Raw genomic sequence first — 14,634 nt, forward strand, 5'->3', positions numbered from 1 at the left:
CCCTTCCCGTGACTTCACCCGTGACGGGCTATTGGGCTGATCGGACCTCGACCGGCAGGCCCAGGGCGTCGAGCTGCGGCTTGACCACCGAGGCATCCCCGACCACCACCCAGACGAACTGGTCGGGGTGGATGACCTGACGGGCGGCCTCGTCCATCTGGGCCGCGGTGAGCGCCCGGGTGCGGCTGGCGAGCGTCGCCTGGTAGTCATCGGGACGGCCATAGAGGGCATTGGATCGCAGGGCCCCCAGGATCTGGGCCGAGGTTTCGAAGCTCCCCGCCAGCGACCGGGTATTGCCGTTGATCGTCTTCTCGAGTTCCTGTGGCGTGACGCCATCGGTCTCCAGGAAGCGGTCGTACTGGGCGATCAGGGCCGCGATGGATTCACCCGTGCGGTTGGCCTGGACCGGCGCGTTGACGATATAGGGCACGCGGTGCTCGAGCGGGTTCACCCCGCCGCGCACGCCGTAGGACCAGCCCTTGGTCTCGCGCAGGTCCGCGTTGATGCGCGACAGGAAGTCCGAGCCAAGGGTGACGTTGGCCGCGTTCAGGGTCAGCAGATCGTCGGTGCCCGACAGCGGCAGGACCGCGCCGCCGTAGATCAGCGATTGCGGCGACTGCGGCCGGTCGATCAGGACGATCCGGTTGGTCGGCGCCGGCATGGCGCTGTCGAAGGCCTTGGTCCCCCGCGGCGTCGAGGGCGCGCGCCAGTCGCCGAAGGCGGCTTCCAGCTGGGCCGTCACCTGGTCCAGGGGCAGGTCGGACACCACGAAGATGGTGGCGTTGTCCGGACGCACCCACGCATCGTGTTCCTGCACCAGGTCGGCGCGGGTCAGGCCCTGGATGGTGGCCGCATCGCCGGTGCCGGTGAAGGAGCGGCCGTACGGGCTGTCAGGGCCGTACAGCAGGGGCGGCAGGGCGCGCGCCGCCATGGCCCCCGGTTGGGTCGCCTCGCTGGACAGGGCCGCCAGACGCTGGGCGCGCAGCCGCTCGATTTCGGACGGTGCGAACGCCGGATTGCGCACCACGTCCGACAGCAAGGTCAGCGACGGGGAAAGGTTGGCCGTCACGGTCGTCAGGCTGGCCATGCTGCGGTCCATGGAAGCGCCGACGTCGATAGCGGCGCCCAGACGCTCTTCTTCTTCCGCCAGCTGGTTGGCGTCGCGGGTCGTGGTGCCGTCGTCCAGCAGGTCCAGCATCAGGCTGTGGGCGCCCAGCCGATCGGGTCGGTCGGCGGCGTAGCCGGCGTCGAACTCCACGGCGAGGCGGGTCACCGGCACGGTGTCGACCTGGGCATAGACGACCTTGATGCCGTTCGACAGGCTGGCGCGCTCGACGTCCGGGAAGTCCAGATCGGGCACGTCGCCGATCGCCGGCATCGGATCGCGGGCGACGCGCTCGATCTCGGCGGCCGGAACCGGCGTGGCGCCCGAGGGCGCGGCGGCGGCCTCCTCATAGGCTTCGCGCTCGCCGGGCGCGATGGTCAGGTCGAACACCGGACGGGTCAGCCAGCGCTGCATGGCCGCCGTCACCTGGGCCGGGGTCACCGAGGCGTACTGGGCCAACTCGTTGCGGTAGTGATCCGGATCTCCGGCGTAGAGCTGGCCCTCGGCCAGGACGTTGGCCTTGCCGTTGACCTGTTCGAGGCTCTGGATCCGGCCGGAGACATAACGGGTGGCGACGCGGGCGACCTCTTCCTCGGTCGGGCCCCGGGCGATGAAGTCGGCGACGATGGCGTCCAGGCGGCGGCCCACCTCGGCGGCGTCCTCGCCCGGCTTCACGTTCACCGAGATGTCGAAGATGCCGATGCGGTGGAAGTCCGACAGCGACGACGACACCGACACGGCGCTCTGTTCGCCGCGCACCAGCTGGTTGTCGAGGCGCGAGGAGGCCAGGCCGCCGAGCACCGAGGCCGCGACCGACAGGGGCACGGCGTCGTCGCTCAACAGGCCGGGCACCGCCCAGCTGCGGGTCAGGCGGGTGGTGGCGACGCGGTCATGCATGGTCTCGACGATCGGGGCGGCCAGGGTCGGGATGTCCGCCTCGGCCGGGGTGTTCACCGGGCCGCGCGGAATGGCGCCGAAATAGCGTTCCATCAGCGGACGGGCGGTCGCCTCGTCGATATCGCCCGACAGGACGATGATGGCGTTGTTCGGGCCGTAGTTGTCGCGGAACCAGTTGCGCACCGTCTCCAGGCTGGCGGCGTCCAGGTCGGCCATGGAGCCAATGGTGGAGTGGCGGTAGGGGTGGCCTTCGGGGAAGAGGGCTTCCAGCTGGGCGTATTCGAACAGGCCGTAGGGCTCGTTGTCCCCCTGGCGCTTCTCGTTCTGGACCACGCCGCGCTGCAGGTCGAGCACCTCCTGGCCGACCTCGCCGAGCAGATAGCCCATGCGGTCGCTTTCCAGGAACAGGGCCTGTTCCAGGGCGGGCGTCGGAACGGTCTGGAAATAGTTGGTGCGATCGAACCAGGTGGTTCCGTTCAGATTGCTCGGGCCGAGGTTGCGCATCCGGCCCAGATAACTGCCCGGCGCATTCTCCGAGCCGCCGAACATCAGGTGTTCGAAAAGGTGGGCGAAGCCGGTGGATCCGGCCGGTTCGTCCTTGGAGCCGACATTGTACCAGACCGACACCGCGACGACCGGCGCCTTGCGGTCGGTGTGGACGATGACCTTCAGCCCGTTGTCGAGCTCGAAGCGCGACCAGGGAATATCGACTCGGGCGACCAGGTCGGCCACGGGCGCGGCCTGCAGCTCCTGGCCGGACGGGCTTGGCGCGGCGGCCGCAGACGCCGGCTCCGAAGCGGGCGACAGGGCCCAGACAGGGGCTGCGGGCGCGATGACCGAGAGGATGGCCGCGAGCGATACAAGACGAAGACGCATGGAGGGTCGGTTCCTTTGGTCACCAGAGGGTTGCAGGACCATACCGTGGCGGGCGACCGGCGCAATCACGCGCGGACGACCGATTGCCGCGCCTCATCCCCCCGCGAACGGATACGGGCTCACCGACTTGGCCCAGTCGTCGACCACCAGCGGACGGTCGATCGGCGGGGCGGCCCGTTCGGCGCAGGGGTGGCGGTGGCACAGGCGGCAGGCGGGGCCGATGGGCGTGACCTCGGGCGCGGTCAGGTCGAGGCCGCGGGCGTAGGTCAGGCGGTGGGCGTGTTTGAGCTCGCAGCCGAGGCCGATGGCGAGGTCCTGGCCCTCGGTGAAGGCGTCATGCCCCTGACGGTCGACGGTGCGGGCGAGGGTGAACCAGCGGCCGCCGTCGGGGGTCTCGATGATCTGGGTGATGACCCGACCCGGCGTGCGGAAGGCGCTGTGCAGCCGCCAGCGCGGGCAGGCGCCGCCAAACCGGGAGAAGGGGAAGGCGCCCGAGGCGAACCGCTTGGAGATGTTTCCGGCCTGGTCGACCCGCATGAGGAAGAAGGGCACGCCGCGCGCCGTGGGTCGCGACAGGGTGGTCAGGCGGTGGGCGGCCTGTTCATAGCTGACGCCGAACCGGGCCTGAAGGCGACCGAGGTCGTAGCCGGTCTCCTCCGCCGTGTGCTGGAAGGGGCCGTAGGGCATCAGGATGGCGGCGGCGAGGGTGTTGGTGAGCGACACCTTGAGCAGGCGGCGGGTGGACTTGTCCGGGGCTGAAGCAGCGTCTGCGAGGGCGGTCAGTTCGGCGTCATGCTCGGACAGGGCCAGCTGGAAGGCGACGGCGAAGGCGCGGGAGGCGGGGCCGAGCGTTTCGGACAGCAGCAGCCGCTTGCGGTGCGGGTCGTAGCGGCGGGTCCATTCCACCATGACCTCGGCGGGCAGGGTGCGGACGCTGAGGCCGTGGCGGGACTGAAGGCGGGCGCGGACGCGGGTCTCGAACGGTTCGCCGGGCGCGTCGGTGGCGAGGGCCTCGGCCAGGGCTTCGCCGAGGATGTCGAGTTCGGGGAAGTGGTTGCGGCGCGACTGCACGTATTCGCGGACCCAGTCGGACGGGCTGTCGTCGGTTCCGCCCGTTTCCGCGCCGTCGCGGGCGCGGCGGTCGGAGAAGGCGCGGTACAGGCGCAGCAGGGCGTCGGCGGCGGCGGGCTGGTCCTCGGCCAGCTGGACGATCTCGTGGCGCGGCACCGCCAGGCCCTGGAACACCGGATCGGCGAAGGCCTCGGCCAGCTCGGCCTCCGAGGCGGGGCCGGCGGACTGGCCGAGGGTGCGCAGGTCGACGTCATAGGTATCGGCCAGCCGCAGCAGCAGCTGGGCCGAGACGGGGCGCTGGTTGCGCTCGATGTGGTTGAGGTAGGAGGGCGAAACGCCGAGATCGACGGCCATGGCCGTCTGCGTGAGGGCCAGATCACGGCGCAGCCGCTTGAGGCGGCCTCCCAGAAACAGCTTGCGATCAGCGGCGGCGTCCACGGTCGCAGTTAGTCACAAAATGACTTAACGGTCTATGTCAAATCATGACCGAATGACACGAAAGATGAGCCTCTTGCTGTGTCATTCGTGACTTAGGCGTGTTCTGCTCCTCGAGACCCGCGGCGATGTCCGCCCTCCGAGCCGAGACCCGACATGACCAGCTTCGCCCACCTCGTTCCGTCGCCCGTCGGCCGTTTCGACGGCATCGAACGGCCCTATACGCCGGAGGATGTCCGTCGCCTGCGCGGCTCAGTGCCGATCACCCATACCCTGGCCGAACGCGGCGCCAACCGGCTGTGGGAGCTGCTGCACGAGGAGCCCTATATCAACGCCCTGGGCGCGGTCACCGGCAACCAGGCCATGCAGATGGTCCGGGCGGGGCTGAAGGCCATCTATCTGTCGGGCTGGCAGGTCGCCGCCGACGCCAACACCGCCGGGGCCATGTACCCCGACCAGTCGCTTTACCCGGCCAATGCCGCGCCCGAACTGTGCCGCCGCATCAACCGCACCCTGCAGCGCGCCGACCAGATCGAGCACGCCGAGGGCGGGGCCAAGCGCGACTGGTTCGTGCCCATCGTCGCCGACGCCGAGGCCGGCTTCGGCGGGCCGCTGAACAGCTTCGAGATCATGAAGGCCTTCATCGAGGCGGGCGCCGCCGGCGTCCATTTCGAGGACCAGCTGGCCTCGGAGAAGAAATGCGGCCACCTGGGCGGCAAGGTGCTGATCCCGACCCAGGCGCATGAGCGCAATCTGATCGCCGCCCGCCTGGCCGCCGACGTCATGGGCGCCCCGACCCTGATCGTGGCCCGAACCGACGCCGAGAGCGCCCAGCTGATCACCTCGGACGTCGATGAGCGGGACCACCCCTTCATCGACCGCGAAAACCGCACGCCCGAGGGCTTCTTCCGCCTCAAGGAGGGGACGGGTCTGGACCACTGCATCGCCCGCGGCCTGTCCTATGCGAAATACGCTGACGTGCTGTGGTGGGAGACCTCACACCCCGATCTGGACGACGCCCGCCAGTTCGCCGAGGCGGTGCACAAGGAGCATCCGGGCAAGCTGCTGGCCTACAACTGCTCGCCGTCGTTCAACTGGAAGGCCAAGCTGGACGACGCCACCATCGCCAAATTCCAGCGCGAGCTGGGGGCCATGGGCTACAAATTCCAGTTCGTGACCCTGGCCGGCTTCCACAGCCTGAACAACGGCATGTTCGAACTGGCCAGCGGCTACCGCGACCGCGGCATGGCGGCCTATTCCGAGCTGCAGCAGCGCGAGTTCGCCAATGAAGCCGCCGGCTACACCGCCACCCGCCACCAGCGCGAGGTCGGCACCGGCTATTTCGACCAGGTCGCCACCGTCATCTCGAGCGGCCAGTCCTCGACCACCGCCCTCAAGGATTCCACCGAGACCGCCCAGTTCGTGGCGGCCGAGTAAGGAGAGAGACCATGCAGCCCCTGAACAGCCCCACCGCCATCATCGACTTCTGCCTCGCCCCGCTGAACCTGGACACGGGAACCGAGGCCGAACGCGAGGTGCGTCGCCGGCTCGAGCACGTCATCAAGACGTTCCGCGCCAAGGCGGCCCAGCCGGTCAGCGTCGACTTCTCGCGGATGCCTTCGCAGGTCATCAACGAGGCCGCCCACGGCTACGAATAGGTCAGGCGGCCAGGGCCGCGGCTGTGGCGTGCGGCAGGGTCGTGACCAGCTGCAACAGTTCGGCGGCCTCGAACGGCTTGGCCAGGTGCCGGTCGGCGCCGGCGGCCTCGGCCAGGGCGACGTGTTCGCCCAGGGCGTTGGCCGTCAGCATGACGATCGGGGTCCGCGCCAGCCCCATCGCCGCCTCGTGCAGCCGGATCTCCCGTGTCGCGGTCAATCCGTCCATGACCGGCATCTGCATGTCCATCAGGATGATGTCGTAGTCGCCGTCGCGGCAGGCCTGAACCGCGTCGGCGCCGTTCTCGACCGAGGTCAGCTCGACGTTGATCTGGGTCAGGATCATCTCCACGACCTTGCGGTTCACGGGATGGTCGTCGGCCAGCAGCACCCGGACTGCGGCCTGTTCGCCGTCGGGACGTTCGGCGACGACGCCGGGGGCGACGACGGGCGCTTCGGCGGCGTTGAACGGGATGGTCAGGATGAAGGCCGACCCTCCGCCCGGTTCGCTCTCGCAATCCAGATCGCCGCCCATCATTTCCGCCAGCTGGCGTGAGATGGCCAGGCCCAGGCCCGACCCTCCGAACCGGCGCGTGATGGCGCCGTCGGCCTGTTCGAAGCGGCTGAACAGCCGCTCCCGGGTCTCGCTGTCGAAACCGATGCCGGTGTCCTCGATCGAGAAGCGCAGGGTGGGGGCGCCGGATCGGTCCGGTCCGGGGCCGGCGGTCAGGCTGACGAAGCCGGTTCCCGTGAACTTGACCGCGTTGGACACGAGATTGGTCAGGATCTGCTTGATCCGGACGACATCGCCGGCGATCCAGCCGTCCGCTTCCGGCGCGATCTCGACGAAGAACTGCAGGCCCTTCTGCTGGGCCGAGGTCTCATAGAGCTGGGCCGCCTCGCGCACGGCGCGGCCCAGGTGGAAGACGTCGGAGGCCAGTTCCAGCCGTCCGGACTCGACCCGGGCGAGGTCGAGGATGTCGCTGAGCAGGACCTGGAGGGAGTGGCCGGACGACTGGATCAGCTCCAGCATCTCTTCCTGCTGGGCCGTCAGGGGCGTCCTGGCCAGCGCCTGGGCGACACCGATGACGCCATTCAGCGGCGTGCGGATTTCGTGGCTCATATTGGCCAGGAACTGGCTCTTGGCCGAGTTGGCGGCCTGGGCCGAGTCACGCGCTTCGGCCAGGGCGGTGGCGTCGTTCTTCAGGTCGGTGATGTCGGTGCAGACGGTGACGATCCCGCCGGCCGCGGTGCGGCGGTCCGAGACCCGCAGCCAGCGATCGCCGGTGATCCGCTGTTCCATGGTGGCGGTCAGGCCTTGCCGGGAGTCGAGCCGCTCCTGCACCCATTCGGCCTGACGGCCGCGCGCGTCGGCGTAGAGGTCTTCCTCCAGCCCGATCTGGATGATCTCGCGGAAGGTCATGCCGGCCCTCAGAGTCGAGGAGAGTTCGGGATTTACCTCGGCATAGCGGTGGTTCCACAGCACCAGACGGTCCTCGGTGTCATAGAAGGCCATGCCGTCCGGCATGGCGTCGAGCGCCTCGCGAATCCGGTTCAGGGCCACCGATTGCGACGCCCAGCTCATCCAGGTGATGACGGCGGCGGTGCCGGCGATGGCCAGGGTCATGGCCGCGATCACCCCGGTCATGACCCCGCCCGAGACGGTCAGGCCGGTATCGATCTGGATCCGGGGGGCGATGACCAGGGCGCTCATGGCGGTGAAATGGAGGACGGCGACGGCCAGGGTTCCGCCGATGGCGGCGGCCAGTCTGCGCGGCAGACCGGGTCCGTACACGATCCCGCCGCTGAAGAGGGCCAGGACCAGGCCGCCGCCAATCGCGAGGGCCGCAAGCTCGGCTTGCCAGCTGGCGGCGCCGGCCAGCCTGAGCCCCGAGATCCCGAGGAAATGCATGGATGCGACGCCGGCCAGGGCGATGAAGGACGCCAGGGTGCGGAAGAGCCGGGTCGGTCGCGCCATCACGGTTCCGGCGGCCAGGCCGAAACTGCCCAGGGCGAGAATGAACGACCCGATGGTGGGCCAGACGGCGTAGCGGACTTCCTCGCCGGGATGATACCCCTGCAGGGCGACGAAATGGGTCGTGAACACCGCCAGGCCGGAGATGAAGGCGGCCAACAGCACGGCGTTGCGTCGTCTGGAACCGGATTGCCGCCGCGCCGCCGCGAGCAATTGCAGGGCGGTCGCCAGCCCGAGGATGCAGATCAGGCCAGCCGTCAGCAGCCAGCGTGCGTCATGCTCGGTCGCTATGGAATACAGGATGTGGTCCAAAACGCCCCCCTCGAGCGCGGATCATGGACCGAAGGGGTGAAGAAACCGTGGGCGCCGGCCAAGCTTGTCGTCAGGCCGCGGTGTCCGCGACGACAACCTGGAAGGCGCGCCCCATGACCTTGACCGGGTTGACCTGACGTTCTCCCCGACGGACCTCGAAATGCAGGTGAGGCCCCGTCGAACGGCCCGTCGAGCCGACCAGGCCGATGCGCGCGCCGGCTTCGACGGCATCGCCCGAGGCGACGTCCAGGCGGCTGAGGTGGCCGTAGAGGGTGCTCATGCCGTTGGGGTGGCGGATCTCGACGAAACGGCCGTAGCCGGCGGGGTCATAGCCGGTGCGCAGGACCGATCCCTCGGCCGCGACATAGACGCCCGTGCCCTGGGGGGCGGCGATATCGACGCCTTCATGGTTACGGGCGGCCTGGCCCGGCAGGCGGCGCAGGCCGAAGGGGGAGTTGACCGCGTAACCCCGGACCGGCTCGGCGAAGGCGATCAGCCGGGTCACCGGCCCGGCCGGTTCGGCCACGGCGGTCATCGGCGGGGCTTCCGGGACGGCGAGGGCGTCGGATTGGGCGGCGGGGTCGGGGCTGGACAGCGGCGCGGCGGCCATCGCCAGAACGGCGACGGCGGTCAGGGCGGCGGCCTGGCCTGAATGGATGAGGAACGACCGGGCGGTCGGCAACAGGCGTCGCATGGCGGCGTCGTCTCCGTCTTCGGCTCTACGAGCGGGAGGGGCGCCGGCGGCCGCAACGAGCGACACACTGCGGCCAGCGACCGGAAGCGGGTCTTTTCAGGTTGCCGTGGGGCGACTTTGGGGCGGCCGGGGGCGGCAGGTCGTCGCAGGCCTGGAACGAAAAAGGCGCGCGGCCCGAAGGCCGCGCGCCCTTGTCCTGTAGCGATATCAGTCTGTTAGAGCGGCAGGCTGAAGGTTAGCGCCCCGACATGGCTGTCGGCGTTGTCGCCGAAGCGGCCGCGATAGCCGAGGGTCATTTTCACCGGGCCCAGGTCGGCCTCGACGCCGGCCGAGGCGATCAGCGAACCGCCGAACGGGTCCTCGATCTCGCGGGCCAGGACCTGCGCCGGGTTGGCGGCGATGCCGGTGCGGACGGCGTCGCTGCTGTCGCCGAAGGAGTCGCGATAGCCGCCCTCGATGAAGAAGCCCATGCCGCCGCCGCCGCCTTCCGCGCGCAGCGAGATTTCGCCGCTGGCGGCCTGGACCTTGCGGTCCTGATAGGCGTACTGCGCCCCCGGGCCCTGTTCGACATAGCCGTTCACATCGGTCGAGACGTAGTTGACCGCGACCCGGGGCGACAGGCCGATGCCGCCCATGTCGAACCAGACGCCGCCCTGGACACGGGCGCCGACGCTGCCGCCGTCCGTCTTGCCGGTGTGGATGATCGGGGCCAGGGAGGTGATGCGGGTGATGTCGTCATACTGGTCGATCGAGCCGCCGGCCGTGGCGTTGATGAAACGGCCGCCCGAGCGCCAGCCGACGTAGGCGTCGAAGGCATAGGTCTCGACGTCGAAAGCCATGGCGCCCGCCTCGACCTCGGCGGTGCGGAAGGTCCCGGCGACGCCGAAGCGCATGCCGGGGGACATGACGTGGTCCAGCCCGACCCGTCCGCCCCAGCCCTTGGCATCGGCGGCGGCGACGGAGCCGCGTGCGTCGGTTTCGACGCTGTCGGCGATGGCCCCGAAGGTCAGATGCGTGCCGGCTTCCCAGTCCGCCCGGCCCGAAAGCCCGTCGCTGGACAGGTCCAGCAGGTCCTCGCGCTGACGGAAGCCGGTTTCGGCCTGCACCGTCGACTGGGCGCCGATGTCGCCATAGTAGAGGTAGTCATTGGCAAGGGCCGCGAGCAGACGGTGGCCGGCCGCGGTCGGGTGGACGGAGTCCCAATACAGGTAGCCATCCGGATTGGCGCAGACGGTGATGCCGTTGAAGCAGACGTCCCGGACATTGGTCAGGCCAAACGCGCCGGCGTTGGCGACCAGGGCCGGTCCGATCTTGTACAGGTCCATCAGGATGATGTTGGACCCCGGCTGGGCGGCGGCCGTGGTCATCAGACCGGCCCGCAGGGCGTTGTTGAAGGTCGTGCCGGCGAAGTCCGCGAGCGGGGCGGCGGCGGCGAACGGACCCTGGTTGAACTGCGGCGTGATGGCCAGGTTGGGCAGGTTGCCGACCAGGATGGTCCCGGCGCCGGCGCCGGCGACACTGTTGACGATGAAGTTGACGTCCGCCGCGGCGGACAGGGCCACCGGGGAGATGAAGCCCGTCGGGTTGGGCGCCACGGAGGCCGGGCCCACGGCCTGGAAGATGTTGTTGGCGCCGCCGAGGATGCTGACCAAGTCATTGGCCCCGAAGGTGCCGCCGCCGCCCGTATAGGCGAGCAGCTGGTTGCGCATCCCGGGAGGGGAGACCTGGCTGTCCGTGCGCGCCCCGCCAAAGGCGTAGTTGACGCTGCCGGTAACGGGGGCGCCGGCGGTGAAGCGACCGGCGTTGAAGCCGAGCAGTTCGGTGAACACGGGACCGTTGGAGAACCGGCCGTTGAAATAGGGCGGCGAGGCCGGCGTGGTGTTGAGCGTGGCGGCATACAGGTTGCCGTTGTCGCTCAGGCTGTCGCCGAACACGACCAGGCGATTGTAGGACTGTGCGCTGGCGGCGGTGGCGACAGCGCCGGCGGCGGCGACAGTCAGCGCGGCGAGCGCCGCGTTGCGCAGGAAACGAGACATCGATGATCCTCCCTCGGCCGTCATCATGCGACCGTTGCGGGACACTCTGCGCTGCTTTCGCGCGGACGCAAGATACCGTCAGGGAAGGTTTCTAATGCAGCATCCTGAACCGCAGCGTTCCTGCAACACCTCGCACCGCATCGAGCGCCTCGGGCGCATAGTCGCGGTCCACGTCGGTGATGACATAGCCGGTGCGTTCGTCGGTCTTCAGATGCTGGCCGAGGATGTTCAGACCGGCGGCGGCGAGGGCGCGGTTCAGTTCGGCCAGCACCCCCGGCTGGTTGCGGTGGATGTGCAGGATGCGGTGGGCGCCGTCGACCTCGGCCAGCTGCACATTGGGCAGGTTGACGCAGAAGGTGGTGTCGCCCCGGTTCAGATAGGCCAGCAGCCGCTCGGCGGCGAATTCGCCGATGGCTTCCTGGGCCTCCTCGGTCGAACCGCCGATGTGCGGGGTCAGAATCACGTTCTTCAAGCCGCGCAGGGGGCTGTCGAAGGGGTCGGCGTTGGTGGCGGGTTCGTCGGGGAAGACGTCCAGCGCCGCGCCGCCGATCCGCCCCGAGCCGAGAGCCTGGGCCAGGGCGCCAACATCGACGACATGGCCGCGCGACAGGTTCAGCAGCAGGGCCCCCGGCTTCATGCGTGACAGTCGGGCCGCGTCGATCAGGGCGGTGTTGTCGGTGCGTCCATCGACATGGAGGCTGACCACGTCGCTCTCGGCCAGCAGGGCGTCCAGCGAGGCCATGCGGCGGGCGTTGCCCAGCGCCAGCCGTTCGGTCAGGTCGTGAAAGATCACCCGCATGCCCAGCCCCTCGGCCAGCACCGACAGCTGCGAGCCGATGGCGCCGTAGCCGACGATGCCCAGGGTCTTGCCGCGCAGCTCGCGCGAGCCGGTCGCGGACTTGTTCCACTCGCCGCGGTGCATGGCGGCGGACTTGTCGGTCACGTCGCGCAGCAGGGCGATGGTCAGGCCGACGGCCAGTTCGACGACGGACCGGGTGTTGGAATAGGGGGCGTTGAACACCGCCACGCCCTTCGCCGCCGCCGCGTCGAGGTCGATCTGGTTGGTCCCGATACAGAAGGCGGCGACGGCCATCAGCCGGTCGGCGGCCTCGAGCACGCGGGCGCTGACCTGGGTCTTGGAGCGGACGCCCAGCACATGGACGCCGCGGACGGCCTCGATCAGGGCGTCCTCGTCCAGCGCGCCCTTCAGCGATTCGACCGTATAGCCGGCCTCCTCCAGCCGCTCGACGGCGGCGGGGTGGATGTTCTCGAGCAACAGGATGCGGATGCGGCTGCGGGGATAGGACCAGCGACCGGCGAGGCCTTCGGCGTGCAGGAACTCGTCCATCGATGGCGCTTCGGCGTCGGCGGCGGCGACCACCTTCTCGCGGCGGACGATCTCGGTGAAGGCGTGGAAGCGGTCGGCGGCGCCCTCCAGCTTCACCTCGGCGTCGGTCCAGCCGTCGCCGATCATGACCACCGGGCCCGGCAGGCCGAGGGCGCGGATGACGGCGGGCTTGCCGCCGGCCTCGGACAGCGGATTGGCCGCATCGACACCCGCGACCCGGCCGTCGGCGTCATAGATCAGGTCGTTGCACAGGACCCGTCCGGGCGGGACGTGCAGATGGGCCGCGAGGGGGGCAATGATCTCGCGGAAGCCGCCGGACAGGATGACGATCCGCCCGGCGTTCTCGCGGAAGAAGCGCAGGTTGCGGCGCACCGAGGGCGTGCCCTCGTCGAGGATGCGGGCGGCCAGTTCCGCAATGTGGTCGCGGGTCAGGGGCAGCAGGGCGAGACGGCGGCGCAGGGCCTCGCCGAACGGCAGGTCGCCGGTCATGGCCTGATCGGTCAGGGCGGCGACCTCGGCGCGAATGGCCGTGGCGTCCGGCGCGCCGGCCAGGGCGATGTCGGCCAGGGCCTCCAGCGTCTCGATGCGCACGAGCGTCGAGTCGAAGTCGAAGACGTAGGTGGTCGGTTCAGCCATGAACCGACCTTGGCCGACCTTCGCAGTTGCAGCAATAAGAGAGTGGCCGGCGCCTAGAACTTGCCCAGACTGCGGATCCGGCTGTCGGGACGGCGAACATCCAGCGCGGCCGCGCCGATCGCCGCGGCGATGGTCGCCAGCGCCAGCAGGGCGCCGCCTTCCTTCGCGTGATCACGGGCGTATTCACCGGCGTCATGGGCATAGCGACGCGCCGTCTTGCCGTGCTTCTTCAGCGCCTTGCGCGAGGAATGCCGCGCCCCGTGCAGGATGCGCTCGCCGCGATGGCGGGCGTCCTCGCCCAGATCGGAGGCGCGCTCGCCGGCCTCGGACAGGCTGTGACGCACGGTTTCGGTCAGGTCGCCGAAGCGGTCGCGCAGGGCGGCCGTGTCGATCCAGCCGCCCGGGTCGATCCGCCCGCGCAGGCGCTCGTACCGCGTCGGGCCGCTGCGCTGGCTCAGCAGCAGGGCGGCGATACCGACACCGGCGAGCACGGCGAGGACGCCGCTGGTGACGCCGGGATGTTTGCGGACTTCGGCGAGGGCGGAAAACTGACGAACCATCGGATAGTGAACCTCTTCTTCGAGACCGTCTTCGCTCGGGTCATACAGCCCGTCGTCGTACGGCTCCCAGGCGGAACCCCTGTCCCGCATCAGGGAAGGAGCGAACCGGGCGAAGAGTGGTTCCGCCAGACCGGGCAGGATGGAGTAGAAGCTGGCGATCAGACGCCCGCCGCCGCCGACCGTGATCTCGCGGATCGGATGGCTGGCGCAGTACAGGATGGTGTCGGCCACGACGTGGGTCGCATAGACCGGCTGGGGGTTCTGGGTCGCGTAGCCGGTCAGGTTGCGGGCGTGTTTGCTGTAGGGGCTGTCGACCGCGGCCGGCTTGACCAGGCTGACGGTGATCGGGGCGTCCTCGCGCATCAGCTCCATGCGCAGGGCGTTGGTGAAGCCCTTCACCGCGTGCTTCGAGGCCGAGTAGACGCCCTGGATCGGCAGGGGGGCGTCCGACAGGATGGAGCCGACATTGACGATGGCCCCACCGCCCTCGCGCTGGCGCAGGTGCTCCGCCGCCACCAGCGAGCCGTTGACCACGCCCCAGTAGTTGGTCTCGAACAGCCGCCGCTGATCGTCCAGGCTGGTCACGCTGATGGCGCCGTAGATCGACACGCCGGCGTTGTTGACCCAGGTGTCGAAGCCGCCGAACAGGCGCACGCATTTCTCGGCCGCCTCGGCCAGGGCCGCATGGTCGGCCACGTCGGCGACAGCCCAGGCCGCCCGCGCGCCCGTGGCCTGCAGCTCTTCGGTCAGGGTCTTGAGGTCGTTCTCGCCCCGCGCGATCAGAAAGACGCAGGCCCCGGCCCGCGCCGCCCGCCGCGCCGTCGCCAGGCCGATGCCGGAGGTGGCGCCGGTGATGACGATGGCCTGTTGGTTCAGGGGCTTGAGCGTCGCTTTGGTCATGAAACCGCCGGGTCGGTGTGTTCGGATCGGGCTGCTGGAACGGGGCCGCGACCCCGCCGGTTCCTGCTCTAGCACGCAGGCCTTACCATTCGCGATACGGGCGCCTATCTGACGGCGCTTCCGTATGAACGCCC

Annotated in this window: 9 protein-coding genes and 1 pseudogene; 2 read left to right on the plus strand and 8 right to left on the minus strand. The window is 69.6% G+C overall.

From position 1 onward, the window contains the following. Positions 1-28: 28 nt before the first annotated feature. Together B2742_RS10150 and B2742_RS10155 are read right to left on the minus strand one after the other, a co-directional pair. Positions 29-2,878 (minus strand): M16 family metallopeptidase, encoded by a 2,850-nt coding sequence (locus B2742_RS10150; protein ID WP_292065730.1) that lies wholly within the window; start codon positions 2,876-2,878, stop codon positions 29-31. 93 nt (positions 2,879-2,971) lie between these two features. Further along, positions 2,972-4,387 (minus strand): helix-turn-helix domain-containing protein, encoded by a 1,416-nt coding sequence (locus tag B2742_RS10155; protein WP_292065733.1) that lies wholly within the window; start codon positions 4,385-4,387, stop codon positions 2,972-2,974. 153 nt (positions 4,388-4,540) lie between these two features. On the opposite strand from B2742_RS10155, the gene aceA reads away from it, so the two are divergent. Together aceA and B2742_RS10165 are read left to right on the plus strand one after the other, a co-directional pair. Continuing rightward, positions 4,541-5,821 (plus strand): isocitrate lyase, encoded by a 1,281-nt coding sequence (gene aceA / locus B2742_RS10160; protein WP_292065738.1) that lies wholly within the window; start codon positions 4,541-4,543, stop codon positions 5,819-5,821. Positions 5,822-5,832: 11 nt separating this feature from the next. After that, complete coding sequence (locus B2742_RS10165; RefSeq protein WP_292065741.1) at positions 5,833-6,042, plus strand: hypothetical protein; 210 nt, start codon at positions 5,833-5,835, stop codon at positions 6,040-6,042. A gap of 1 nt (position 6,043) precedes the next feature. On the opposite strand, the gene B2742_RS10170 is transcribed toward B2742_RS10165, so the two are convergent. The 6 genes and pseudogenes from B2742_RS10170 to B2742_RS10190 all read right to left on the minus strand — a co-directional run bounded on the left by B2742_RS10170 (position 6,044) and on the right by B2742_RS10190 (position 14,500). After that, complete coding sequence (locus B2742_RS10170) at positions 6,044-8,326, minus strand: ATP-binding protein (RefSeq protein WP_292065744.1); 2,283 nt, start codon at positions 8,324-8,326, stop codon at positions 6,044-6,046. A gap of 70 nt (positions 8,327-8,396) precedes the next feature. Next, a complete protein-coding gene (locus B2742_RS10175; protein ID WP_292065746.1) occupies positions 8,397-9,020 on the minus strand; it encodes a M23 family metallopeptidase in 624 nt (207 codons plus the stop codon). A 215-nt stretch (positions 9,021-9,235) separates the two neighbouring features. Then, a complete protein-coding gene (locus B2742_RS10180; protein ID WP_292065750.1) occupies positions 9,236-11,056 on the minus strand; it encodes an autotransporter domain-containing protein in 1,821 nt (606 codons plus the stop codon). A 91-nt stretch (positions 11,057-11,147) separates the two neighbouring features. Beyond that, positions 11,148-12,404, minus strand: coding sequence for a phosphoglycerate dehydrogenase (gene serA, locus B2742_RS10185; protein WP_349681124.1), 1,257 nt, complete (start codon positions 12,402-12,404; stop codon positions 11,148-11,150). A 108-nt stretch (positions 12,405-12,512) separates the two neighbouring features. Continuing rightward, positions 12,513-13,040: pseudogene (locus B2742_RS15510) on the minus strand (HAD-IB family phosphatase); the annotation flags it as partial. A gap of 53 nt (positions 13,041-13,093) precedes the next feature. Then, the gene (locus B2742_RS10190; protein WP_292065755.1) at positions 13,094-14,500 is read right to left on the minus strand and encodes an SDR family oxidoreductase; all 1,407 of its coding nucleotides are present in this window, start codon (positions 14,498-14,500) and stop codon (positions 13,094-13,096) included. Between the last annotated feature and the right edge of the window lie 134 nt (positions 14,501-14,634).

The sequence above is a fragment of the Brevundimonas sp. UBA7664 genome (genome assembly GCF_002483305.1).
Classification (GTDB): Bacteria; Pseudomonadota; Alphaproteobacteria; order Caulobacterales; family Caulobacteraceae; genus Brevundimonas.